A 23,199-nucleotide genomic window follows, 5' to 3' on the forward strand; every position below is an offset into this window, starting at 1 on the left:
CCGACAGTACCGGCCCGCCGCTCGATGCCCGAAATGCACCGTGCGAGCGGGCCGGCCTGCGCGACTGGAGATCAGCCCCGGCCCGGACGACGGCCGTAGAAGCGACGGCCGCTGCCGCTGTTGCCGGTACGCGGGCCGCTGCCGACGCCGGCCAGGTACAGCGCGAGGAGCAGGAGGCCGAGCGACGCCATGGTCGGGAAGTTGAACAGGTCGGGGGCACCGAGGTTGGTGTCGAAGAGGTCGAGCAGCAGGTAGAAACCGAAAACGATCGCGGCGGCGATAGCAAGCATTGTCTATTCCTCCGGGGGGTGAGAGCCATCTGCACGGCCAATACCCCGGTGCTGTCGATCCGCAAACTCCACCGTGGATCTACCCGATCGCGTTTACCGCCTTGGCGACCACCAGAGCGGCCGTGACCAGCGCAATCGCCGATTCGAGCGCCATTCCGGCCTTGGCCCCGCGTGTCATCGGCAGGGTGTCGGTGGGGCTGAACGCGGTCGCGTTGGTGAACGACAGGTACAGGTAGTCCAGGAACTCCGGTTCCCAGTCCTTGTGCGCCAGGTCCGGCGAGGTCATCGGCGGGAACAGGAAGTCCGGGTAGGGGTCGGTGCCCAGCGACCGGGCCACCGGGCCGCCGCGGTCCAGCTCCCAGAACCAGACCGCGAAGCCGACCACGTTCATCAGATAGATCGCGCCACCGGTGGCGAGCAATTGGCCGGCCGAACCGACGTCGTGCCCGGTGACGATGTCCCGGATCAGCATCGCCACCGACCAGGCGGTCGCCAGGCTGGCCACACTGATCAGGCCGAGCGAGAGCAGCCGCAGCTGGGCGGTGCCGCGCTTCATCCGCACCGGGTTCGCGGCGACCAGCACCACCGCGATCCCGATCTCGATCACCGGCAGCAGCCAGCCCGGCCCGAGAGACAGCCGGTCCGGCAACAGCCACTGCAGGGTGATCAGCACGGCCCAGGCGATCCCGGCGGGCCAGCGACGCTCACCCTCGGTGCGCCGGCGCCAGGCCGGCTTCTCCTCAACCCCCGGCACGAAAACCCCCGAAACCAAGACCCCCGGCGCGTACGGCCTCCGAAGCCGACCGGAACCGCACGGCCAACATGCCGTACGCCCGGGAGCTGTCGAGTTTCACGTCGGACGCCCGGGGCCCCAGGTTGGCGTCGGCGGTGAGCCCGGTCGGCACGCTCGCCGGGTCGACGCCGTCCTGCCGGGCCACCAGCCGGCCGAGGTCGGCTCGGGAGATCGCCTCCGGCCCGGCCACGTTGAGCACCCCGGCATAGTCGCCCTCGGCCAGCTCGACAAGCGCCGCGGCCAGGTCGTCGACGTGCACCGGGCAGCGGATCTCGTCCTCGAACAGAAACCCCGCCCGCCGCCCGGCGATCAGGTCCCGGACGAGACGAAGGTGCTGACTGTCGTCGCTGCCGATGATCAGCGAGGTGCGGACGATCGCGGCGCCCGGATCGACCGCCGCGACGGCGGTCTCCGCCGCCGCCTTCGCCGACCCATAACGACCCTTCGGGTCCGGCGGATCAATGTCGGTGTACGGGCGGGAACGGCCGCCGTGCACGACATCGGAGGAGACGTGTACGAGCCGGGATCCGCGCGCCCCGACGGCGACATGGGCGGCACCGTCCGCGGTCACCACCCAGTCGTCCATCCGCGACGCCAGATTCAGGACTGCTTCCGCCCGTACCTCGGAAAGCAGCGCAAGCACCGCCTCGCGCGACCGGACGTCGAGGACGCGGTGGCCGGAGACCGCCGTGGTGGCCGTGCCGACCACCTCGTGCCCGCACGCCGCGGCCCGGCGGACCACCCGTTGTCCCAGGTAGCCGCCGGCGCCGACGACGAGAATTCTCAGTTCGAGTGCTCCACCGGGGCCGCCTGCCCACCGGTGCCGGCAGCTCCGGCGGCCGGCTTCGGCTTGGCGTCGATGCCGGCCTCGAGCCGCTGCTGCGCGGTGATCGGGGTCGGCGCGGTGGTCAGCGGGTCGTAGCCGCCCCGGGTCTTCGGGAACGCGATGACCTCGCGGATCGACTCGTTGCCGGACAGCAGCATGCAGGTGCGGTCCCAGCCCAGGGCGATGCCGGCGTGCGGCGGCGGGCCGTACTTGAACGCCTCGAGCAGGAAGCCGAACTTGTCCTGCGCTTCCTCCGGGGTGATGCCGAGCAGGTCGAAGACCCGGCTCTGCACGTCGGCCCGGTGGATACGGACGCTGCCGCCGCCGATCTCGTTGCCGTTCACCACGATGTCGTACGCGTAGGCGAGGGCCTGGTCGGGCGCCTCCTCGAAGCGGTCGAGCCACTCGTCGTTCGGCGAGGTGAAGGGGTGGTGGACCGCGGTCCAGCCGCCCTCGTCCGTCTTCTCGAACATCGGCGCGTCGACGACCCAGCAGAACGCCCAGGCCGACTCGTCGATCAGCTTCGAGCGCCTGGCGATCTCGATGCGGGCCGCGCCGAGCAGCTCCTGCGCCTCGCGGCGCTCGTTGGCGGCGGCGAAGAAGATCGCGTCGCCGGGCTTGGCGCCGACCGTGTCGGCCAGGCCGTTCAGGTGCTCGGCCGACAGGTTCTTGGCGACCGGGCCGCGAGCCTCGCCGGTCTCGGCGTCCAGCACCACGTAGGCCAGACCGCGCGCACCCCGGGCCTTGGCCCAGTCCTGCCAGCCGTCCAGCTCCTTGCGGGTCTGCGACGCGCCGCCGGGCATCACCACGGCGCCGACGTAGCCGCCGGCCGCGATGGCACCGGCGAACACCCGGAACTCGGTGCCCTGCAGATAGGAGGTGAGCTCGACCAGCTCGACGCCGTAGCGCAGGTCGGGCTTGTCGGAGCCGTAGCGGTTCATCGCGTCGGTCCAGGTGATCCGCGGGATCGGCAACTGCACCTGGTAATCGGCCAGCTCACGCCAGAGCTTGCTGACGATCTCCTCGCCGAGCTCGATGATGTCGTCCTGGGTCACGAACGACATCTCGATGTCGAGCTGGGTGAACTCGGGCTGCCGGTCGGCCCGGAAGTCCTCGTCCCGGTAGCAGCGGGCGATCTGGTAATACCGCTCCAGGCCGGCCACCATCAGCAGCTGCTTGAACAGCTGCGGGGACTGGGGCAATGCGTACCAGGTGCCGGGCTGCAGGCGCACCGGGACCAGGAAGTCGCGGGCGCCCTCCGGGGTCGACCGGGTCAGCGTCGGGGTCTCGATCTCGTTGAAGTCGCGAGCGTGCAGCACCTCGCGGGCGATCTGGTTGGCCCGGCTGCGCAGGCGCAGGGCGGCGGCCGGACCGGAGCGGCGCAGGTCGAGGTAGCGGTATTTGAGCCGCAGGTCGTCGGACGCGGTGACGGTGTCGTCGACCGGCAGCGGCAGCGGGGCCGCCTCGGAGAGCACGGTCAGCTCGGACACGACCACCTCGACGGCCCCGGTGGCCAGGTCGGGGTTCTCGTTGCCGGCCGGGCGGGCGTTGACCTCGCCGACGACCTTCACGCAGTACTCATTGCGGAGCGCGTGCGCGTCCTCCTCGCGGAAGACCACCTGCACGACACCGGAAGCGTCGCGGAGGTCGACGAAGATGACCCCGCCGTGGTCACGCCGGCGGGCCACCCACCCGGCGAGCGTTACCGTCGTGCCGGCGTCGCCGGCACGGAGGCTGCCGGCGTTATGGGTACGGATCACGGGTACTCGTCTCCTCACCGATGCTTTTCCAAAAACTGCGCAGAGCGCTCCCGACATTCTGTCAGGAGCGCCCCGCTCGACCGCCGTCAGCCCGCGACTTTCCAGGAGGTGGCCCGCAGGCCGGCGGTGCCGGTCCGGCCGACCTCGGTCACCTCCAGCAGGGTCATCGCGGCCGGCTGGGCGGCGGTCAGCACGCACAGCACGGCGCCCTTGCGCACCTCGACGCTCCCGCCCGGCCCGATCGGGCTGTTCCGGATGGCCCGCGCGCAGCCGGCCGCGTCCAGGTCGAGATCCTTCACCTGAGCACCGGCGACGGCGCCCGGCCCGAGCGTCAGGCGCGGCACGTCGGTGCCGCAACGGCTGTCGTACCGCAGGTCGCTCACCTTCTCGTCGGCGTTGGCCCGCGGTTCGTCCAGGTCGACGAACAGCACGGCGGCGCAGCCGACCTGCACCCGCAGCGGCTCCTGGGCGTAGCTGACCGCGAAGCCGGTGGTCCGGCTCTCCTGTTCGGCGTGGCTGACCGGCGCCCGCGCGACGGCGACCATCCGGGCCACCTTCATCGCCTGCCAGGCGGAGAGGGCCGCGATCGACGAGGTGATCAGCGCGAACACCGCGATCAGCATGCCGAGCCAGGCGATCCGGTCGCGGAACCGGGACGGCCGGTCGTCGATGCGTACGGTCGGGCCGTCCGGCACCTCCTCCTCCTCGCGCTGCCGGTTGATCGGGTACGGGTCGCGGGGTCCCGCATTGGGGCCGGGGGGCCGGTTGATGTTGTTCGCGGCACGGAACACGGACATGGGGCGGCTCCGGTTTTGGGGCTTTTGGTCCGGGTTCCTGACGCTATAGGTGTCGATCATTCGATCCCATCCCCCGCCCTGGTGACCCACCGCCCCGGGGGATGCCGCCGTAGAGTGGGCTGATGTCGACCGAATCCCGCACGCTCGACACTCTTGATCGACGGATCCTCCACACCCTGCAGGTCGCCCCGCGTGCGCCGTTCGCGCGCATCGCCACCGTGCTGGAGGTGTCCGAGCAGACGGTCGCCCGCCGATTCCAGCGGATGCGCACCGGTGGAATCGTCCGGATCGTCGCCCGGCCGGAGGCCACCCACCGGGCCGGCGCCACCTACTGGACCCTGCGCATCGGCTGCCGCCCCGGCACCGCCGCCGTGCTGGCGAAGGCGCTCGCCCAGCGCGGCGACACCTCCTGGGTCAGCATCGGCGCCGGTGGCGCCGAGGTCACCTGCCAGGCCGAGGTGGACGACCCGCAGTCCGGCCTGCTGCACCACCTGCCCCGGGCCAGCAGTGTGCTGGCCTTCAGCGCGCATCAGATGCTGCACCGCTTCGCCGGGCGCGGCGAGATCGACTGGGTGGCTCCCGATCATGACCTGTCCGTGGAGTCGCGCGAGTTCCTCGCCGACGGCGCACCACCCCGGCAGTCCCCGAACCCGACCGGCGGGGCCCGGCTGGAGGCCGCCGACCGGCCCCTGCTCGACGCGCTGAGCCGGGACGGCCGGGCGAGCTGGGCGACGGTGGCAACGGTGACCGGGATCAGCCAGCGGCAGGCCGCGCACCGGGTGAGCGAGCTGGCCGCCGCCGGTGCGATCTACTTCCACGTGGACGTCGCCACCACCGCCGTGGGCATGCACGCGGTGGCCAACCTGTGGTTCACGGTGGCGCCGGCGCATCTGGCGTCGACCGGCGACCGCCTCGCCGATCACCCGGAGCTGGCCTTCGTCGGCGCCGTCACCGGCAGCGCCAACCTGATGGCGTCGGCGCTGGCCACCGACGCCGAGGCGCTCTACCTGTACCTCACCACCAAGGTGGCCGAGATCGACAGCATCCAGCGGGTCGAGATCGTCCCGCAGATGGTCCGGCTCAAGCATTCCCACTCACTGGTCGAGAGCGGCCTGATCCGCGAGCCACCGACTTAAGAACGAGGCCGGCGGGCGTACACCTCGATCTCGATCTTCATTTTGGGGTCGGCCAGGCCGCACACCATCATGGTGGCGGCCGGGCGGGCCTCGCCGAAGGCGCGGCGCAGGGCCGGCCAGCAGGGCTCGAAGTCGTCGCGGTCGGGCAGCAGGTAGCGGACCCGGAGGACGTCGGCGAACGTGCAGCCGGCCTCCACCAGGGCCGCCTCGATGTTGCGCAGGCACTGCTCGACCTGCTCGACGACGTCGTCCGCGATGGTCATCGTCCGGTAATCGAAACCGGTTGTGCCGGACACGTGCACGTCGTCGCCGTCGACCACCGCCCGGGCATAGCCGATCTGCTCCTCGAACGTCGAACCGCTGAGGATCACCCGCCGTTCCGCCATGCCCCGACGCTATCGGTGTTGAAGCGTCGCGATCAGGGCGAGGGTGGATTCGGCGCCCTGGTTCAGGTTGACGCCCTGCAGCGTCAGCCCGTCGTAGCCACCGCCGGTGCCCTGGTCCCACATGGCGTGGTCGGCGTCGTTCTCGCCGAGGAACCAGGCGATGCACCGGCCCACCCCGTGCCGCCAGTCGCGGTCGCCGGTGACGACGGCGGCGGTGGCGCAGGCGTCGGCCAGCGCGGCCACCTCGATCGGCTGCTGGTCGTGCCGCAGCCGGGGGCCGCCCCGCTGCCAGCCCGCCGACGGGAGCACCGACAGGTGGTCGCCGCTGGTCTGGATCTCCAGCAACCAGGTCAGCATGCGCAGGCCGGCCGCCAGGGCGGCCGGGTCGGCGAGCAGGTCACCAGCCGCGATCAGCGCCTCGGCGAGGGCGGCGTTGGCGTAGGTGAGCCGGTCGTCCGGCCACGGCCAGCGCGGGTCGAGACCGGGCCGTCCGATCGCGGCGGCGGCGTCGGTCAGCAGGTCGGCGGCCGGCTCGTTGTCCGGGTCGGCCCGCAGCATCTCGGCGGCGCCGAGCGCGGCGAAGGCCATCGCCCGCGGGGCAGCGGACCGGCAGGTGGCACCGCGGGTAAAGGCCAGCAGCGCCTCCTCGCGGATCCACGCGGCCGGGCTGCGGGCCGCGGCCGTCCCCAGGCCCCACAGGGCTCGCCCCCACCAGTCGCCGAGGCTGGGCTGGTCGGCCCAGCTGCGGTTGAATCCGAGCCGATTGTGGAAGGCGCCCTGGGCGTCCTGCGCGTGGGTCAGGAACGCGAGGTACCGCTCGGCGAGCCGCAGGACCTGGCGCGACGGGTCCGCCTCGCGGCTGGTGACGACGAGGCCGCGGGCGACGTCGTCGGTGCAGTAGCCGTGCTCACGGCGCGGAATGGCGTGCCGGGCGTGCTCGAACAGTCCGGTGTCGTCGGTCAGCCGGGCGAGGTGCGCGAAGCTGGGCGCCGGAACGATGTGCGGGGGCGTCGCCGCGACGGCGGCGGCGGTCATGCCCGGACCCCGGCGACCGGGCGGGCATCCGCGGCGACCAGCGTCTCGGCGAGCCCGTGGTAGCGCTCGGCGACGGCCGGCCAGCGGGTGGCCTCGATGCCACCGGAGTGTTCCCGCATGGCGGTGGCCAGGCCGGGCTTGGTGAGGATCTTGCGGATGGCGGCCGCCAGGGCCGCCGGGTTCCGGTGCGGTACGACCAGGCCGGGCCCGTCGGTCAGCAACTCCACCGCGTGCGGGAATGCGGTGGCGACAACCGGGATCCGGGCGGCCACGGCCTCGACCAGCACGCCCGAGCTGACCTGTTCGGTCGAGTCGTACGGCAGCACCACGACGTCGGCCGAGCGGACGAGGGCCCCGAGCGCGGCGTCGTCGAGGTATGCCGATTCGTAGGTGACCGAGTGCGCGATGCCGAGGGTCGCGCCGAGCCGGTGCAGGCTCGCCCGATAGGCCTCGCCGTGCATCTCGACGACCTTGGGGTGGGTGCGGCCGGCCACCGTGTAGACCGGGGCCGGCTTGAGCTTCTGCAGCCGGGCCAGGCCCTGCAGGGCCCACTCGATGCCCTTGCCGGGCCCGAGCAGACCCCAGGTCAGCAGGTGCGGCCGGGTGCCCTTCCGGGTCGCCGCGACGCCGAAGTCGGGGACGCCGTGCGGGATGACCGACACCTTCGCGGCGTCCACGGCGTACCCGAGGAGCAGCCGGTCGTGCGCGGTGGCGGTGATGGTGACGACCGCACCGGCGGCGGCCACGACCTCCTCGAGCAGCGATTTCTGGCTCGGGGTCGGGCGGCTCAGCACGGTGTGCAGAACGACGATGCTCGGCACCGTGAGCCGGCGCAGCACGGACAGGACCTCGCCGCCGTCCCGGCCGGGATAAATGCCGTACTCGTGCTGGACGACGGCCACGTCGTAGGTGTTCAGTACCTCGGCGGTCTCTCGCCAGCCGCCGGCCACCCCGCCCGCCCAGGTGTGCACCACACCGGGCACCGGCGCCGGGTCGTCACCGCTCGCCACGACTCGCACGATGCCGGGCGCACCGGTGCGGTCGAGTTGGGCGGCGAGGGCGGAGTTGAAGGTCGCGAGCCCACAGCGGGTGGGCGGATGAGTGCTCAGGAATCCGTATCGGATGGTCACTGATTCGACGCGGCGGCCAGCTTGGCCAGGTCGAGGTTGAGGGTGGCGAGCAGCCCACCATGCTTGTCGGAGTCGATGAGGTCGGGCAGTTCACGGTCGACGAAATCAGCCCGGGCCTGCTGGCCGCGCTCGCGGAGAACGGCAAGGACGGCATCTTTAGCGATGATCATGGTTTGCTCTCAATGCTTACCGACAGGCGGCCAGATCGGCACGGCCATGTCGAGGGCGGGAGGTTCGCGCGCTCCCTCGAAGATGAGGCGCACCCGCCGGCGGCGGTATGGCCACCAAGGTCTGGGGCAACCAGTCGTCATCCTACGCCTGCCGGGAACGATGGCCGCGAACGTGAATGTTCACGAACGCCCCGGCACGGCGCTAAACGATCGAGATCCGCTGCCGATCGGGCAGGTATGGGGGCGGGCGCCAGGCCACGGCAACAGGCCCGGCGCTGGAGCGGAATTGCCCTGGTGATCGGGGTGATACTCACCGGGTCGCTGGTGTACCGTCCAGCACCGCCCAGACCGCCTCGATTCAGCGATTCTGGCGCGGCCAGGGCGTCTCGGCGCTGACGCTGACCCCGCTGGCCGGGTACGACGAGCACTACTACGTCGTCCTCGACCGGGTCTTCGACGGCGGCGGCACCGTGCTCGGGGTCGACCTGGCGCAGAGTCCGCCGGTGCTGCAGGCGATGCACACCGCCCGGCAGAGCGATCAGATGGCCATCAGTCCGACCTATCAACTGCTGCGCGACCGCAACATGGCACCGGAACTGCGGCAGAACTCGGTCGCGATCGCCGTGCCGGTCCGGGCCGGGCTCGGCACCGACGAACCGGACGCGTTCGCGGGCTGGGTGGTGATGGGCGTACGCGGGCAGGATTTCCTCTCCCAGACGCTGCTCGACCGGGGTCAGGGTGCCGTGCAGGTCGATCTGGTCGACCCGGCCGGGGCCGGCAAGGTGATCGCCACCGCCCGGCCCGGTCACCGCGCCGCCGACGGCGCCCTGACCCGGAAGCGCGGCATCGTGATCGGCCAGCGCCGCTGGCAGGTCACCGTGTGGCCGACCACCGAACTGTTGAACACCACCGACCGCGGGATGAGCGAGCTCAGCGGCATCGCCGGGATCGCGCTCACGGCGATGCTCGCGGTCGTTACCGGGGTGCTGGTCGGCAGCCGGAACCGCGCCTTTCACCAGGTCGAGCAGGCCACCGCCGCGCTGCGCCAGGACATCGAGCGCCGCGAGGCGGTCGAGGCCCAGCTGCACCATCTCGCCTTCCACGACCAGCTGACCGGGCTGGCCAACCGGCAGCTGTTCTACGACCGGCTCACCCAGGCCGTCGACCGCGGCACGGTCGCCGTGCTCTTCATCGACCTGGACGGCTTCAAAGAGATAAACGACGCCCGCGGCCACCACGCCGGCGACATCGTCCTGATGACGGTGGCCGAGCGGCTGCGGGCCGGCCTGCGGGCCGGCGACACGGTGGCCCGCTTCGGCGGCGACGAGTTCGCCGCCGTCCTGGAGTCGCTGACCGGCATCGCCGACGCCCGCGCCGCCGCCGAACGGGTGGTGGCCGACATCCAGCAGCCGATCGACATCACCGGCGTCCCGGCCCGGGTGTCGGCCAGCGTCGGCGTGGCCGTGCACCAGCCGGGCATGTCGGTCGACGACCTGATCCGGGCCGCCGACGCCGCGATGTACGCGGCGAAGGCGGCCGGCAAGAACCGCTACCTGCTCGCGAGTACCCGGTAGGACTTGGGCAGCTCGATGGTGATCCACTCGTTGTTGTCGGCGGCGGTGGCCGAGCGGCCGGTGGAGAACGGGAAGTTGTTGTCGTTGAGGACGGCGATCTTGTTGTCGTCCAGGACGACCACGTCCTCGATGGTCTGGAACGGGAAGGTGAACTGGTCGCCGAAACCACCCAGGTGGCGCGGGTTGGCGATGTTCATCAGGTCGACGACCAGGGTCTTGTCCAGCACGCCGTCGTGGTTGCGGTCGCGCTTGTCGGCCAGGTAGATGCGCTTGACCACGGCGGTGGCGCCCTGGCCGCCGTCCCGCTCGATGACCAGGAAGCGGTTGTCGTCGATCGCGATGGCGTCGCCGATCGCGTTGGCCGGGCTCTCCAGCTGGTAGATGAAGCGCTTGCCGGTGTACTTCTGGGTGCGCAGGTCGAACTCGTTCAGCCGCAGCCGGCCCGCGACGTCACCGTTGACCGTGCCCTCGAGCAGGCCATAGAGGTAACGGCCGTCCGGGGAGGCGGCCAGGCCCTCGAAGCCCTTGCTGCTGTTGGTGGTGGCCGGGACGCCGGTGCGGGCCGCCGTCTCCGGCGCGATCACGCCATCCAGCGCGATCGGCGCGGCCAGCAGCCGGCCGGCCCGGTCGAAGTTCAGCAGGTACGGGCCGAACTCGTCGCCGATCCAGTACGTGCCGTCGGCGGCCCGGACGATCGACTCGACGTCGAAGTCGGCGCCGGTCAGCACCCGGTCGGGGCGGGTCAGTGCCCACGGCACCTTCCCGGACGGGTCGGTCAGGTTGATGCCGCCGACCACGTCGACCGTGTTGGTGGCGAAGGCCGGGGTCAGGCGCTGGATGCGGAGCAGGAAGTCGCCCGAGTTGGCCTGGTTGCCGTACCCGTTGTCGGACAGGACGTCGAACGAGCCGTCCCGGTTCTTGACGATCCCGGAGAAGCCCTGGATCGGCTGGTCGGCGAACGGAACGGCGTACCCGTTGGTGTTGCCGGTGATCTTGGCGCCCGAGGGCTCGCTGCCCGGCACGAAGGTGCCGGCCGGAAGCGACGCCCAGCCGGTCAGGGTGGGGGTGGTGACCCGGTCGTGGCCGCCGGCCACCGCGCCGGTGCCGCCCAGGGCGAGGGAGAGGGTAAGGACGCCCGCGACGGCGGGAAGCTTCATCATGTGCGCCGAGGCTAGGGATCTTGGGTGACCACAGCGGAAACAGCCCGGGTCCGCAGTGGACCCGGGCCGTGTCCGGTCAGGAAGCCAGAACCGGTTCCTTGATGACCACCGGGGCCGGGCGCACCAGCAGGAAGACCGCGAGCGCGCCGAGCAGGCCGACCGCTCCCCCGATGTAGAAGCCGGCGTCCAGCCCGGCCGCCGCGGCCGCCCGGATGACGTGCTCCGGGAACGCGCCGGCCAGCCGACCGGCCTGGCCGCCGGCCACCGCGTGCGCCGCCTCCGTGCTGCCGCCCAGGTGAGCGGCCGCCCGGGAGGCGAAGACCGTGCCCAGGATGGCGATGCCGATCGCGTAACCGAGCTGCCGCGCGGTGGTCAGCGAACCCGCCGCCATGCCGCCGCGGTGATGCGGGACCGCGCCCATCGCCGACGACGCCAGGGCAGGCATCACCAGGCCCACGCCGAGGCCAACGATCGCGTACCCGGCGATCAGGGCCGGCCAGCTCGAGTCGGCGGTGATCAGGAAGCCGCTGAGCAGGCTGCCCAGGCCGATCAGGAGCATGCCGCCGCCGACCACCAGGCGCGGGGACTGCCCGTGCAGGCGGGCGCCGGCGAAGCCGGACGCCAGGACCGAACAGATCGAGACCGGCAGGCCGGTGAGACCGGCCTGCAACGGCGACAGGCCGATCACCGATTGAAGCCAGATCGAGGTGTACGTGAACGCGGCGAACGCGGCGAAGTTGACCAGCAGACCGGCCGTGAGGATGCCGCTGAACGAGCGGTTGCGCAGCAGGGCCAGGTCGAACATCGGGTTCTGGCCGAACCGCTCGATGAGCGCGAACGCGGCCAGCGCCACCCCGCTGACGATCAGCAGACCCCAGGTCTTCGGCGACGCCCAACCCTCGTCGTTGGCGCGGATCACGGCGTAGGTGAGAGTGCCGGCCGCCACGGTGAACGAGACCGTGCCCCACAGGTCGAAGCTGCCCGGGCGGCGGGCGCCGTCGGCACGCAGCGTGGTGACACACATGATCACCGCGGCGACGCAGATCGGCAGGTTCACCAGGAAGATCCAGCGCCAGCTGAACGCCTCGGTGAGCAGGCCGCCGAGGATCGGGCCGATCGCGGTCGCGGCACCCGAGACGCCACCCCACACGCCGTACGCGACACCCCGATCGCGGCCCTCGTAGGAGCTGTTGAGCAGGGCGAACGTGGTGGTGAACATGGCCGCGGCACCGGCGCCCTGGATCACCCGGGCGGTCACCAGCAGGGCCGGGTCGGCGGCCAGGCCGCAGGCCAGCGACGCCACCGCGAACAGGATCAGGCCGCCGATGTAGAAGCGGCGATGCCCGTACATGTCGCTGAGCGCGCCGGCGCCGAGCAGCAGCACCCCGAGGGACAGGGCGTAGCCGTCGACCACCCACTGCAGGGAGCTGAACGACGTGCTCAGGTCGTTGGCCATCGGGGGCAGCGCCACGTTCACGATGGTCACGTCGATGAGCAGCATGAAGGTGCCGAGACAGACGGTCACCAGCGGCCACCATTTACGCATGGGGGTTCTTCCTCTCTTGGTTTCGCCCCCTACGATCGGCCGTTGCTTGTCCTATCACCCAGCCGAGCTCTTATATTTGCCGCTTTCCGCCACCGTTTCTGCTGGTCGGACAAGATCCGTCGCTGCACGCGTAGAAGAACTCAAGAACCGCCATCGACGAACCAGCCGTCGGTCAACACCGGCACGACCTGGCTCGCGCCGACCGCCGCGGCCACCGCGACATCGCCGGAAAACCCAAAAGCCCGCAGCTCACGGCCGCTGACCGACTCGCGCAGGGCGTCGCTGAGGCCGGCTGAGATGCCGCGGTACGCCCATAGCGCCGCCTCCGCCTCCGGGGAGAAACCGTCGCCCGTCAGCCCGTCGATGAACGCCCCGGCCCCCCACAGATCCTCCACCGCCGGTCGCAACGAGCCGTCCGGCCAGCGCTCGCCGGACGCCACCACCCCGATCGGACGGTCCCCGGCCCGCTCCCGCACCCACGCCGCCGCGGCGGCCGCGTTGCGCAGCGACACCCCGATCACGGTCACCCCGGCGTCAGCGAGCCGGACCGAGATGGCCGAGCCGTTCGGCGACGGCAGCACCAGCCGGTCGATGCCCTCGGCCCGCAGGTCGGCGTGCAGGATGCTCTCCGGCGACAGGGTGATCTGGCCGGGGCCGGTCTGGTTGCGCAGCACCGCCAGCATCGCGCCGTGCCGGCGGGCCACGTCAACGGCCGAGTCGTCGCGCCAGCGGTAGGGCAGCACGCTCAGGCCCTGCTCGACCGCGACGGTCAGGGTCGTGGTGAACGACAGCACGTCGACCACCGCGACGAACGCGGCCCCGGACGCCACCACATCGGCCCCGACCGGCCCCCAGTCGAAACGGACGCGATAACCACCCTGACCGTCCGCCAGAGTCATCGGACCCAGCCCACCTTATTGACCATCACCAATGCAGTGTGCCAGTCAGAGGTACGTCTGGAGTACGTCCACCACCCGATGGTCATCGTCGACGACCGGGATGTAGCGCCACTTGTCGAACGCCGTGCACGGGTGCGAGATGCCGAACCGGATCAGGTCGCCCGGCCGCAGGCCCTCGCCCTCCACATAGGTGTGGTGGTCGTTCAGCTTGGCCACCGACAGGCCCTCGGCCGGGTGGGTGGTGCCGTCCCGGCGGATTTCCAGCGGCACCGGCAGGCCCTCGTCGAACGGGGCGTCCCGCTTGCCCATGCCGGCGATCGCCAGCCCCTTCTCCGGGACGGACAGCACCTGCGCCCAGATCTCCAGCGCGGCGGTCAGCGGCCCTTCCTCGGGGACGCGCCGGAACGGCGTACGTTCGGAATAGAAACCGTCGTCATGCGTGACCGACGCGCCCGAGCGCAGGATCAGGCGGACGTCGCGCGGCAGCGCGGCGAGCCGGGCCACCACCCGGTCGAACCAGGCGCTCCCGCCGGCCGACACCCGCGCACCGGCCGGCCAGAGGCCGGCCGCCGTCAGCCGCCCGACCCCGGCCACCAGCAGATCGAGGAAGTCGTCGACCTCCTGCTCGGTCTTCAACTGACCCTCGTACGCCGTGACGCCCGCGAACTCCAGGTTGCCGGCGTCGCTGATCGCCCGTGCCACCGTTTCGAGCTCCTCGAGGTTGCGGACCCCGGTGCGGCCGCCCGCGTGCCCCAGCTCGGCGAACACCCGCAGCCGGCCACCCGCCGCGGCCGCCGCGCCGACTCCCGCCGCCGAGTCGGCCTGGAACCAGATGTCGTCCTGAGTGGCCAGCCAGGACAGCGCGGTCGGGTCGAGAACCTCGTTGGCGATCTGGATCCGGTCGACGCCGAGGCGCCGCAGCACCAGCGCTTGGCTGGGGGTGGCCACCGTCATGCCCCAGGCGCCCGCCGCGAACTGGGCGGCGAGCAGGCCCGGGGCCATCGTCGTCTTGGCGTGCGGGGCGAAGTCGAGATCGTGGCGGGCGCAGTAGGCGGCCATGATGGCGATGTTGGCCTCGGCGGCCGCCTGGCGCAGGGTCAGCACCGGCCAGGTGAAACCGCCGCCGAACAGGCTCGGTTTGTCGCGGGCGTAATCGCTCGCCGACCGTTCCCCGTCCGGCAGGAAGAAACCCTTGCTGCGCCAGTCGACCCGCGGCTCCGGAACGTCCACGCCCTTACCTCCCGACCTCGTTCAACACCTCTACCAGGCGTTTCTCCTCGCCGCGGAAGTGGGTTTCCATCACCGCGGCGAGGGCGCTCAACGCCTCGGGATCATCCTGCCGCACACCCCTGACAAGTCCGGAGATGATCGCGTGGTCCTGGCGCAACTGGGCGAGGAAGCCACGAAGCTCCGGATGCCGGGCGGCGAGCAGCGGGAAAACGTTGGCGTCCTCGTCGGTGTGGTGCTCGGTGAGGGCGTCGCAGAAGGCCAGGCAGTGGGTGGCGAGCTCGGCGCCGGGGTAGATGCCGTCGCGGAGGTCTTCGAGCATGTCGCGCAGACGGGCGTGGGTGAGGATCAGCTGGGTGCCGTAGGCGGTCAGGCGTTCGTATTCGTCAGTCACTGTCCTCGCATCGTAACGACGAGGCGGCGGCCGTGCAGGTCCGTCCGCGTCCAGGCCGTTTCGATGTCGCTGAGCCTCGCCTCCTCGATGTCGAAGGTCAGCTCGCCGCTCTGCGTCCAGCTCACCACCTGCGCGTACGACTCGGCCATGCCGCCACCGTCGAGGCCGCGCGCGGCGCCGTAGATCTCGACGCCGGAGGTGCGCAGCGCGGCGGCGGGCACGGTCAGCTCGGCGCCGGCCGACTCGCCGATCTGCACGAGCCGGGTCGGTTCGGCGAACGAGAACCCGGCCGGGACCAGGGACCGCAGCAGCACCTCGGTGGGACGCCCCCAGAGGAAGTCGACCACCACGTCGTACGCCTCCTGTTGGTAGGCCTTGGAAAGGTCTTCGTCGTTGACCGCGGTGTTGATGACCGCGTCGGCACCGACCTCGGCCAGTCGCGCGTCGTCGCGGCCGGTCGCGACGACCCGGCCGGCGCCCAGCAGCCGGGCGATCTTGACCGCCAGCCGGCCGGCGACGCCGGTGGCCCCCTGCACCAGGACCGTCTCGCCCGGCTGCAGACCGGCCGCGGTCTTCATCGCCATGCCGGTATCGCGGTCGGCAGCACGGTCGCGATCGCCGGGTCGATGCCGTCCGGGATCGGGCCGTAGTGACCCTCGGTCACGACCGTGCGCTCGGCGAGCGCTCCGTAGGGCGGACGCGGGTTGCCGAAGCCGACCACCCGGCCGTCCGGCAGCCGCCCGATGCCGTCGAAGCAGGGGATGGCCGGCAGCGCCGGCATCATCGCCCGGCTCGCGTAGTGGGTGCCGGCGCTGACCGCCTTGTCGACGTTCTCCACCGCGGTCGCCAGCACCTCGATGATCACCTCGCCGTCGCCGGCCACCGGATCGGGAAAGTCTTGGTAACGAGGAACTCCGCCGCGCTCGTGCAGGACTGCTGCTTTCATCTGAGCCGCTCCCGTTTCTCTAACAGTGTTAGGGGACTCTAACACTGATAGAGTCCCTGGTCATGCCCCTGGACCGGAAGCAGATCGTCGACGAGGCGATGGCCCTGCTGGACGCCGAGGGCCTGGAGAACGTCACGCTGCGCAAACTCGCCGCCCGCTTGGGCGTGCAGGCCCCGACGCTGTACTGGCATCTGCCGAACAAGGCGGCCCTGATCACGGCGATCGCCGAGGAGGTGCTGACGCCGTCCCCCGCGGTGCCCCTGGTTCCCGGGGAACGCTGGCAGGACTGGCTGATCACGCTGGCCGAGCGCTTACGCACAGCGTTATTGGCCCACCCCGACGGCGCCCGCGTGGTGTCGATAGCCCAGCTGTCGCAGAACATGGCCGCCGTGTCCGAACTGGCCATGAAGACCCTGGTCGAGCAGGGCTTGTCGCTGCACCGAGCCCGGGTGACGGTGCTGACGGTGGAACGCTTCACGATCGGTTACGCCCTGGAGGAACAGGCCCCCCGGCCCGACCCGAAGGACTTCGACCTGGCCGCCTTCACCGAGGCCTACCCCACGGTGATAGCCGGCATCACCGAGTACTTCACCCCCGGCCGAACCGCCGCCGACCTGTTCCACGAGTGCGTAACCCTGGTGGTCGAAGGCCCCGGTTAGCCCGCGCTGTTTCTAACGGTCGTTTCAGGTTCGCTCGGTATGAACGGGGCGACGCGGGTCTCGACCCTGAAGGGCGGCCATTCGTGATTTCTGTGCTCGTGGTGGACGCCCAGCCGCTGCAGCGCCTCGGGTTTCGGGTGCTGCTGGAGTGCACCCCCGACACCGAGATCGTCGGCGAGGCCGGCAACGGCGCCGAGGCCGTTCGGCAGATCACCCAGCTGCGCCCCGACGTGGTGCTGATGGACATCCGGATGCCGGGCGTCGACGGGATCGAGGCAACCCGGCGCATCGTCGCGGCCGGTGGGCGTTCGCGGATCCTGGTGCTGACGACGTTCGCCGTGGAACGGTACGCGTTCGCCGCGCTGCGGGCCGGAGCGAGTGGTTTCCTGCTCAAGGACATCGGCCCGGAGGAGTTGCTCGCCGGCATCCGGGCCGTCGCCGCCGGCGACGCGGTGATCGCGCCGGCGTTGACTCGGCGGCTGCTCGACGCGTTCGCCGACCGGCTCGACGATGACCTCTGCGGACCCGTGCGGAAGGATCCCCGGCTGAGCTTCCTGACCCACCGCGAGCACGAGGTCCTCGTCGCCATCGGCGAGGGCCTCACCAACGGCGAGATCGCGCAACGGTTCACGCTGTCGGAGTCGACGGTGAAGACCCACGTCGGGCGGGTCCTCGCCAAGATCGGCGCACGGGACCGGATCCAGGCGGTCATCCTCGCCTACAACCTGAGACTCACCCGCCCGGTCCAGCACTTCATCTCGCGCGGGGGGAGACCGTCATGATGCCCGTGCACATCTCGTCGCTGGTGCCGTCGCCCCACACCACGTAGCGGGGCGGCAGCTTCTTCAGCTGCGGCAGCAGTCGGCGCAGCTTCGCGTCGTGCGTACACGTCACCCGCAGCGTGTCCCCCGGACCGATCTCCACCGGCGACGGCAGCTTCATCAGCCGCTGGTTGTCGAAGTTGAACTGCGGCACGTCGAGTACGACCTTGGCGTTCGGCGTGCCCGGGTTGAGTTCGACCTTGATGGCCCGCCCGAGCAGGTGCATGTGGCCGAAACCGGCGAACAGCGTCATCGGCGCCGGCACCTTCTGGTCGCAGGTCTGGGTGTTACCGGGCTTCGGTACGCCGCCCGGATTGCATTCCTCCACCTGACGGTCCGCCGACTCGCCGACATCCGGTCCGAACCGCTTCGTCACGTCCGCGATCGAGGCCGCCCGGTCACAGAGCGGACCCGACTCGTCGGCGGCGCAGGGCAGGTCGGTCGGTGCGTCGAGCGGCAACGTGCCGAGTTCCCGGGTCTGCGGCGTGCCGTCGGTCAGCCGCAGCCGCACCGCCGAGCGGTCCGACCCGGCCGGTTTGCCGTCGGTCGCGAGCAGGTTGTAGTGGATCTGGAGGATGATCAGGCTGCCCGGCCCCACCTTGAAGCCGATGTCCTGGGTGAACAGCGTCTCCGTGGCGCCCGGCGCCCAGGTGTCCACCCACGTCGCGCCCTGGTCGTCGCCCTCCACGTCGGCGCCGGGCACGCCGGTCCCGCCGAAACACTGCCAGCCGAGGCCGGGCGTCTTCGCATCCTGCTCACGCACCAGGGCAGCGCGGTCCGGCGGCACCGCGTACACGATGGCGTGGTGCGCGATGGCGACGTTCTCCGGTGTGAATTGGGTACCGGTCAGGAACGCCGCCCTGGTCAGGCCCGGATCGATCAGCTGGCACCGGTACTCGTCCGTGCCGCCGCCCTCGGGCGCCGTAGGCGTGTAGGCCTCGGCCATCCTCAGGTCCAGGAACCGCTCGCCGGCGCGCAGCGGCTGCGGTGGAGCCGACGACGCGCCCGCGTGCATGCCGTGCGGGCCGGCAGTTGGGGGCGCCGCACTGTTGCCGGCGTCCGACCCGCAAGCGGCGACCGCTGTCACCAGCGTCATGGCGCCCGCTGCAAACATCCACCATGGACTGTCAGGTTTCCTCATGGCCCGAACGCTAGGACCGATTCCGTCCGGTTTCGTCGTACCGCGGTCGTCATTGCCGGGACGGAGGTGGTACCGCGGTATTACGCCCGGAGCGGCGGATTAACGATCGTCTCAGATTCGCTCGATACGAATTCGGCCTCGGACAAGCGATGCAACCCGTCAGGAGGCTATTGATGTCAATCAACGCAGCGCCGCCCAGGAAAACGCCGCCCGGTCGGTGGGTGCCGTGGCTGGTGATCGGCTTGTGGCTGGCGCTGGCGGCGGTCATGGTGCCGTTGAGCGGAAAGTTGAGCTCGGTCACCAAAGACCGGGCCGTGGACGCCCTGCCCGCCAGTGCCGAGTCCACCAAGGTGGCGGCGCTGGAGGACGGGCTTCCCGGCGGTGAGGACAACACGTTCGTCTTCGTGTACCACCGTGCGAGCGGTGTGAGCGATGCCGACCGGGCGGCGGTCGAGCGTCATTACAACACCTTTGCCAAGCGGTACCCGCCGAAGGTGGCGCCGCCGGCCGGCGAGCACGACGAGGGCCCGCCGGCGCAACGTTCCAAGGACGGCAAGGCGATAATGTTCGCCCTCAACGTGAGCACGACCTATGGCGACCCGTCGGAACTCATCGGCCCGTTGCGTGACACCGCGAAGGACCGGCCCGCCGGCCTGGACCTCGACGTGACCGGCCCGGCCGCGATCGACGCCGACATGGACGCCATCTACGACGGCATCGACGTGCAGGTGCTGCTCACCACCGTCGTCGTCGTCGCGCTCCTGCTCATCCTCACCTACCGCAGCCCGGTGTTGTGGTTCGTCCCGCTGATGGCCGTGGGCGCGGCCGCGCTGACCGCGATGGCGACCGTCTACCTGCTCGTCAAGGGCTTCGGCATCGTGATCAACAGCCAGAACTCGGCGCTGCTGACGATTCTGGTGTTCGGCGTCGGCACGGACTACGCGCTGTTGCTCATCGCCCGATATCGGGAGGCACTGCACCACCACGAGAACGTCCGGGTCGCGATGGCCCACGCGCTACGCGGCGCGGCGCCGGCCATCGTCGCGTCCGCGGCCACCGTGGTCGCCGGCCTGCTGTGCCTGCTCGTCGCGGACCTGAACGAAACCCGCGGGTTGGGGCCGATCGGTGCGGCCGGCATCTTGTGCGCGCTGGTGGCCATGCTGACGTTGTTCCCGGCGGTGCTGGTGGTGCTCGGCCGGCGGATCTTCTGGCCGGCCATCCCGCGGTTCTCCGCCACGGTTGTGGAGCAGAAGCTGGGGCTGTGGGGAGGGCTCGGCGCCGCCATCAGCCGCCGCCGGTGGGTGGCGACGCTCGCTTCGCTCGGAGTCCTCGGCGCGCTCGTCTTCGGGCTGTCGGGCAACACCAGCATCCTGCGGGAGCAGGACCAGTTCCTGTCCGCGCCGGAGTCGGTCACCGGCTTCACCGTTCTGCGCCAGCACTTCCCGGAGCTCGGCGGCCAGCCGATGACGATCTACACGCGACCGGCGTACCAGGAACGGGTTCTCAACGTCGTCAAGGACATCCCCGGTGTTGCCCAGGCCATTCCGGGTGAGACCAGGGGCGGCTGGGTCGACATCTCCGTGTTCCCGAAGGACGCGCCGGACACCGCCGCGGAGTACGACACGATCAAGCGGGTGCGCACCGCCGTGCACGCGGTGAACGGGGCGGAGGCGATCGTCGGCGGGCCGAGTGCGGAGCACCTCGACACCGACGTGACCACCAGCCGCGACCAGAAGCTGGTGATCCCGCTGGTGCTCGGCGTCATCCTGATAATCCTCGGGCTGCTGCTGCGGGCGGTCGTGGCCCCGCTGGTCCTGATGGTCACCGTGATCGTCTCGTTCGCCGCCGCCTTCGGCGGCAGCGTGTTCGTCTTCGACACGATCCTCGGGTTCAAGGGTGTCGACTATTCGGTGCCGCTGCTGGCATTCATGTTCCTGGTGGCGCTCGGCGTGGACTACAACATCTTCCTGGCCAGCCGGGCCCGTGAGGAGACCGCACGTCTGGGCACCAGGGAGGGCATGCTCAAAGCCCTCTCCGCCACCGGCGGCGTCATCACCTCGGCCGGCCTGGTCCTGGCGGCCACGTTCGCGGTCCTCGTCTCACTTCCGATGGTGATGCTGATCGAGCTCGGTTTCCTGGTCGCCTTCGGCGTGCTGCTCGACGCGCTGCTGGTGCGGTCGGTCCTGGTGCCCGCCCTCACGCTCCTGATCGGCCGGCGGATCTGGTGGCCGAGCCGGCTGTCCCGTCCAGTGGCCGGGCCGCCGATCGCTCGACACACGCTCGCCGACGAGGAGGAGCCCGCGCTGCAACGGTGAGCGCGGGGTCAGCGCGCCGCGGTGCCCTCCCCGGCAGCGCGGCGCGCGATCGGGGCGGGCGGGGCCGCGGCCGGAAGGTCGACCCGAAGCAGGGCGCCACCGCGTGCGGAGCGGGCGACGGTGGCCCGGCCGCCGTGGGCGTCGACGACCCGCTGCACGATCGACAGCCCCAGACCGGATCCCGGCAGCGCCCGAGCGCTGTCGGCACGGTAGAACCGATCGAACACCCGCGGTACGTCGACGGCGTCGATGCCCGGCCCGGCGTCGTCGACCTCGAGCACCGCCGACCCGCCCTCGGCACGCAGCCGGACCTGGACCGGCTGATCCGCGGGGGACCACTTGCCGGCGTTGTCGATGAGGTTGAGCACCGCCCGCTGGAGCGCAGCGGGACGCCCGCTCACCCACACGGAGGTCACGTCGAGCGCGACCTCGACATCGGGCACGCGGGAATGCGCCTGGGCCGCGGCGGCCACCACCACGTCGGCGAGGTCGAGCAGCTCGGTGCTCTCGTCGCTGACGTCACCGCGTGCCAGGTCGGTCAGCTCGGCGGCAAGGGTGCTCAACTCGGCCACCTGAGTACCGAGATCGTTGATCAGCCGGGTCCGGCTCTCCGCCGAGAGGGCAGTGTCGAGGGTGCCGCGCCGGTCGAGCCGGACCAGCAGCTCGATGTTGAGGCGCAGGCTGGTGAGCGGAGTCTTGAGCTCGTGGGCGGCGTCCTCGGCGAGCAGCCGCTGGGCCCGCCGGGAGTCCCGGAGCGCGGCGAGCATCGCGTTGATCGACTGGATCAGCCGCCGGATCTCCCCACCGCCCTCATCCGGGATGTCGGCGTCGAGATCCCGGGTGCGCGCGACACGTACCGCGGCGGCGGTCAGCCGGTCGATCGGTGCCAGCGCGGTCCGCGCCACGGTCCGCCCGACAAGGGCACCGCCGACCACGCAGAACAGCCCGATCAGCAGCATCCCGAACCCGAACTGGTTGATCGGGCTGTCGTCGGCGACGCGGGCCACCTGGACCGCGCCGTCGCCCGCCCGCAGCGTGTAGATGAGGTAGCCGTCCTCGTCGCTGTCGCCCGACTCCATCAGGTCGGCCGACGCGCCCTGCGCCACGCGCCCGGCCTGCTCGCTGACCGGGGGCAGCGCGGGTTGGCCGGCCGGCACGCGGGTCGAGCCGTCGGGCAGGATGACCCGCACCAGCCGACCGGATCCGGGATACGGCGGTAGCTGGACTCGCGCCACACCGGCGTGCTCCGCGTCTGCCGCCAGGACGCGGGAGTCGGCGCGCAGCTGATTCTCGGCGCTGTCCTGCAGCGACCAGTCCAGCAGCTCGCTGGCCACCTGGAAGGCCACGAACACGCTTACCGCGATGGCCGTCGCCGCGATCACCGTCAGCCTGGTCCGCAGGGACCGCCGGCGCCACCACCCGGTCAGCCGGCGTGGTTCCCGGCCGGCAGGCCTGCTCACGGAGGAGTCTCCCGCAACGTGTATCCCAGGCCGCGCAGCGTGTAGATCAATCGCGGCTCGCCCTCGGCCTCCATCTTGCGGCGCAGGTAGCTCACGTACACCTGAAGGTTGTTGGCGGTGGCGCTCATGTCGAAGCCCCAGATCGCCTCGAACAGCGCGTCGCGGGTCAAGACCCGGGTCGCGTTGCGCAGGAGGACCTGCAGGAGGGAGAACTCGGTCCGGGTCAGGTGCAGCGACCGCCCGCCCCGCCATGCCTCGAACCGGTCGGGATCGAGCCGGACGTCGGCGAACGACAGGATCTGCGACTCGCCGTCGGCCGGCGTGCGCCGGCGCAGCAGGGCCCGCACCCGGGCCAGCAACTCCTCGGTGGCGAACGGCTTGGGCAGGTAGTCGTCGGCGCCCGCGTCGAGCCCCGCGACCCGATCGGAGACCTGGTCCCGGGCGGTCAGCATCAGCACCGGCAGATCCCGGCCCGCGGCCCGCAACCGCCGGCAGGTCTCCAACCCGCCGAGGCGAGGCATCATCACGTCGAGGATCAGCAGATCCAGCGCGTCACCGCCCGCCCCATCGACCCCGTCGAGCACGGCGAGACCGTTGGCGACGGTGCTGGTGTCGTAACCCTCGACCTGGAGCACCCGCTCCAGCGACTCACGGATGGCCCCGTCATCGTCCGCGATCAGGATCCGCACGCCGGCCCGCCTTCCAGTCGATGCTTTGCCGCTCATCCTCCCCGA

Annotated in this window: 24 protein-coding genes; 5 read left to right on the plus strand and 19 right to left on the minus strand. The window is 71.1% G+C overall.

The features are described from left to right. Positions 1–71: 71 nt before the first annotated feature. The 5 genes from Ate02nite_RS00925 to Ate02nite_RS00945 form a co-directional block, all read right to left on the minus strand. The gene (locus tag Ate02nite_RS00925; RefSeq protein ID WP_203797476.1) at positions 72–290 is read right to left on the minus strand and encodes a hypothetical protein; all 219 of its coding nucleotides are present in this window, start codon (positions 288–290) and stop codon (positions 72–74) included. Positions 291–369: 79 nt separating this feature from the next. After that, on the minus strand, positions 370–1,044 hold the full coding sequence (locus tag Ate02nite_RS00930; protein WP_203797478.1) for a hypothetical protein: 675 nt from the start codon (positions 1,042–1,044) through the stop codon (positions 370–372). Then, a complete protein-coding gene (locus Ate02nite_RS00935; RefSeq protein ID WP_203797665.1) occupies positions 1,031–1,870 on the minus strand; it encodes an SDR family oxidoreductase in 840 nt (279 codons plus the stop codon). Before Ate02nite_RS00935 ends, Ate02nite_RS00930 begins: the two co-directional genes overlap by 14 nt. Beyond that, positions 1,867–3,669: an aspartate--tRNA ligase gene (aspS, locus tag Ate02nite_RS00940; protein WP_203797487.1), complete on the minus strand. Its 1,803-nt coding sequence runs from the start codon at positions 3,667–3,669 to the stop codon at positions 1,867–1,869. Before aspS ends, Ate02nite_RS00935 begins: the two co-directional genes overlap by 4 nt. Before the next feature lie 86 nt (positions 3,670–3,755). Next, a complete protein-coding gene (locus Ate02nite_RS00945) occupies positions 3,756–4,466 on the minus strand; it encodes a hypothetical protein (RefSeq protein WP_203797489.1) in 711 nt (236 codons plus the stop codon). 122 nt (positions 4,467–4,588) lie between these two features. Here Ate02nite_RS00945 and Ate02nite_RS00950 point away from each other — a divergent pair, with 122 nt between their 5' ends. Continuing rightward, positions 4,589–5,602, plus strand: coding sequence for an Lrp/AsnC family transcriptional regulator (locus Ate02nite_RS00950; RefSeq protein ID WP_203797490.1), 1,014 nt, complete (start codon positions 4,589–4,591; stop codon positions 5,600–5,602). Here the strand turns inward: Ate02nite_RS00950 and Ate02nite_RS00955 are convergent. The 4 genes from Ate02nite_RS00955 to Ate02nite_RS00970 are packed head-to-tail and all read right to left on the minus strand — an operon-like array spanning position 5,599 to position 8,323. Next, positions 5,599–5,988 carry a RidA family protein gene (locus Ate02nite_RS00955; protein ID WP_203797492.1) on the minus strand — a complete coding sequence of 130 codons (390 nt, stop codon included), beginning with the start codon at positions 5,986–5,988 and terminating at the stop codon, positions 5,599–5,601. The genes Ate02nite_RS00950 and Ate02nite_RS00955 overlap by 4 nt on opposite strands. A gap of 9 nt (positions 5,989–5,997) precedes the next feature. Next, the gene (locus tag Ate02nite_RS00960) at positions 5,998–7,023 is read right to left on the minus strand and encodes a glycosyltransferase (protein ID WP_203797494.1); all 1,026 of its coding nucleotides are present in this window, start codon (positions 7,021–7,023) and stop codon (positions 5,998–6,000) included. Continuing rightward, on the minus strand, positions 7,020–8,153 hold the full coding sequence (locus tag Ate02nite_RS00965) for a glycosyltransferase (protein ID WP_203797496.1): 1,134 nt from the start codon (positions 8,151–8,153) through the stop codon (positions 7,020–7,022). The genes Ate02nite_RS00960 and Ate02nite_RS00965 overlap by 4 nt, the downstream gene beginning before the upstream one ends. After that, positions 8,150–8,323, minus strand: coding sequence for a hypothetical protein (locus Ate02nite_RS00970; RefSeq protein ID WP_203797497.1), 174 nt, complete (start codon positions 8,321–8,323; stop codon positions 8,150–8,152). The genes Ate02nite_RS00965 and Ate02nite_RS00970 overlap by 4 nt, the downstream gene beginning before the upstream one ends. A 275-nt stretch (positions 8,324–8,598) precedes the next feature. On the opposite strand from Ate02nite_RS00970, the gene Ate02nite_RS00975 reads away from it, so the two are divergent. Beyond that, positions 8,599–9,897 (plus strand): diguanylate cyclase domain-containing protein, encoded by a 1,299-nt coding sequence (locus Ate02nite_RS00975; RefSeq protein WP_275422744.1) that lies wholly within the window; start codon positions 8,599–8,601, stop codon positions 9,895–9,897. On the opposite strand, the gene Ate02nite_RS00980 is transcribed toward Ate02nite_RS00975, so the two are convergent. The 7 genes from Ate02nite_RS00980 to Ate02nite_RS01010 all read right to left on the minus strand — a co-directional run bounded on the left by Ate02nite_RS00980 (position 9,873) and on the right by Ate02nite_RS01010 (position 16,069). Continuing rightward, positions 9,873–11,057, minus strand: coding sequence for an esterase-like activity of phytase family protein (locus Ate02nite_RS00980; protein WP_203797507.1), 1,185 nt, complete (start codon positions 11,055–11,057; stop codon positions 9,873–9,875). The two genes, Ate02nite_RS00975 and Ate02nite_RS00980, sit on opposite strands and share 25 nt — an antisense overlap. Positions 11,058–11,133: 76 nt before the next feature. Beyond that, complete coding sequence (locus Ate02nite_RS00985) at positions 11,134–12,603, minus strand: MFS transporter (protein WP_203797509.1); 1,470 nt, start codon at positions 12,601–12,603, stop codon at positions 11,134–11,136. 140 nt (positions 12,604–12,743) lie between these two features. After that, positions 12,744–13,502, minus strand: coding sequence for a 2-phosphosulfolactate phosphatase (locus Ate02nite_RS00990; RefSeq protein WP_203797511.1), 759 nt, complete (start codon positions 13,500–13,502; stop codon positions 12,744–12,746). A gap of 45 nt (positions 13,503–13,547) precedes the next feature. Continuing rightward, a complete protein-coding gene (locus Ate02nite_RS00995; protein ID WP_203797513.1) occupies positions 13,548–14,732 on the minus strand; it encodes an alanine racemase in 1,185 nt (394 codons plus the stop codon). A 4-nt stretch (positions 14,733–14,736) separates the two neighbouring features. After that, the gene (locus tag Ate02nite_RS01000) at positions 14,737–15,123 is read right to left on the minus strand and encodes a hemerythrin domain-containing protein (RefSeq protein ID WP_203797515.1); all 387 of its coding nucleotides are present in this window, start codon (positions 15,121–15,123) and stop codon (positions 14,737–14,739) included. Continuing rightward, on the minus strand, positions 15,120–15,707 hold the full coding sequence (locus Ate02nite_RS01005; protein ID WP_203797516.1) for a zinc-binding dehydrogenase: 588 nt from the start codon (positions 15,705–15,707) through the stop codon (positions 15,120–15,122). Before Ate02nite_RS01005 ends, Ate02nite_RS01000 begins: the two co-directional genes overlap by 4 nt. Further along, positions 15,698–16,069, minus strand: a complete 372-nt coding sequence (locus Ate02nite_RS01010; RefSeq protein WP_203797518.1) for an MDR/zinc-dependent alcohol dehydrogenase-like family protein — start codon at positions 16,067–16,069, stop codon at positions 15,698–15,700. Before Ate02nite_RS01010 ends, Ate02nite_RS01005 begins: the two co-directional genes overlap by 10 nt. Positions 16,070–16,131: 62 nt before the next feature. Here Ate02nite_RS01010 and Ate02nite_RS01015 point away from each other — a divergent pair, with 62 nt between their 5' ends. Together Ate02nite_RS01015 and Ate02nite_RS01020 are read left to right on the plus strand one after the other, a co-directional pair. Then, complete coding sequence (locus Ate02nite_RS01015) at positions 16,132–16,728, plus strand: TetR/AcrR family transcriptional regulator C-terminal domain-containing protein (protein ID WP_203797520.1); 597 nt, start codon at positions 16,132–16,134, stop codon at positions 16,726–16,728. Positions 16,729–16,811: 83 nt separating this feature from the next. After that, positions 16,812–17,510: a response regulator gene (locus tag Ate02nite_RS01020; RefSeq protein WP_203797522.1), complete on the plus strand. Its 699-nt coding sequence runs from the start codon at positions 16,812–16,814 to the stop codon at positions 17,508–17,510. On the opposite strand, the gene Ate02nite_RS01025 is transcribed toward Ate02nite_RS01020, so the two are convergent. Continuing rightward, a complete protein-coding gene (locus tag Ate02nite_RS01025) occupies positions 17,482–18,645 on the minus strand; it encodes a monooxygenase (RefSeq protein WP_239147034.1) in 1,164 nt (387 codons plus the stop codon). The two genes, Ate02nite_RS01020 and Ate02nite_RS01025, sit on opposite strands and share 29 nt — an antisense overlap. Before the next feature lie 218 nt (positions 18,646–18,863). Here Ate02nite_RS01025 and Ate02nite_RS01030 point away from each other — a divergent pair, with 218 nt between their 5' ends. Further along, a complete protein-coding gene (locus Ate02nite_RS01030; protein WP_203797524.1) occupies positions 18,864–21,005 on the plus strand; it encodes an MMPL family transporter in 2,142 nt (713 codons plus the stop codon). Positions 21,006–21,013: 8 nt separating this feature from the next. Here the strand turns inward: Ate02nite_RS01030 and Ate02nite_RS01035 are convergent, their stop codons facing one another. Together Ate02nite_RS01035 and Ate02nite_RS01040 are read right to left on the minus strand one after the other, a co-directional pair. Further along, positions 21,014–22,465, minus strand: coding sequence for a HAMP domain-containing sensor histidine kinase (locus Ate02nite_RS01035; RefSeq protein WP_203797525.1), 1,452 nt, complete (start codon positions 22,463–22,465; stop codon positions 21,014–21,016). Further along, the gene (locus Ate02nite_RS01040) at positions 22,462–23,190 is read right to left on the minus strand and encodes a response regulator transcription factor (protein WP_203797527.1); all 729 of its coding nucleotides are present in this window, start codon (positions 23,188–23,190) and stop codon (positions 22,462–22,464) included. Before Ate02nite_RS01040 ends, Ate02nite_RS01035 begins: the two co-directional genes overlap by 4 nt. Positions 23,191–23,199: the final 9 nt, after the last annotated feature.

The sequence above is a fragment of the Paractinoplanes tereljensis genome, assembly GCF_016862435.1.
Classification (GTDB): domain Bacteria; phylum Actinomycetota; class Actinomycetes; order Mycobacteriales; family Micromonosporaceae; genus Actinoplanes; species Actinoplanes tereljensis.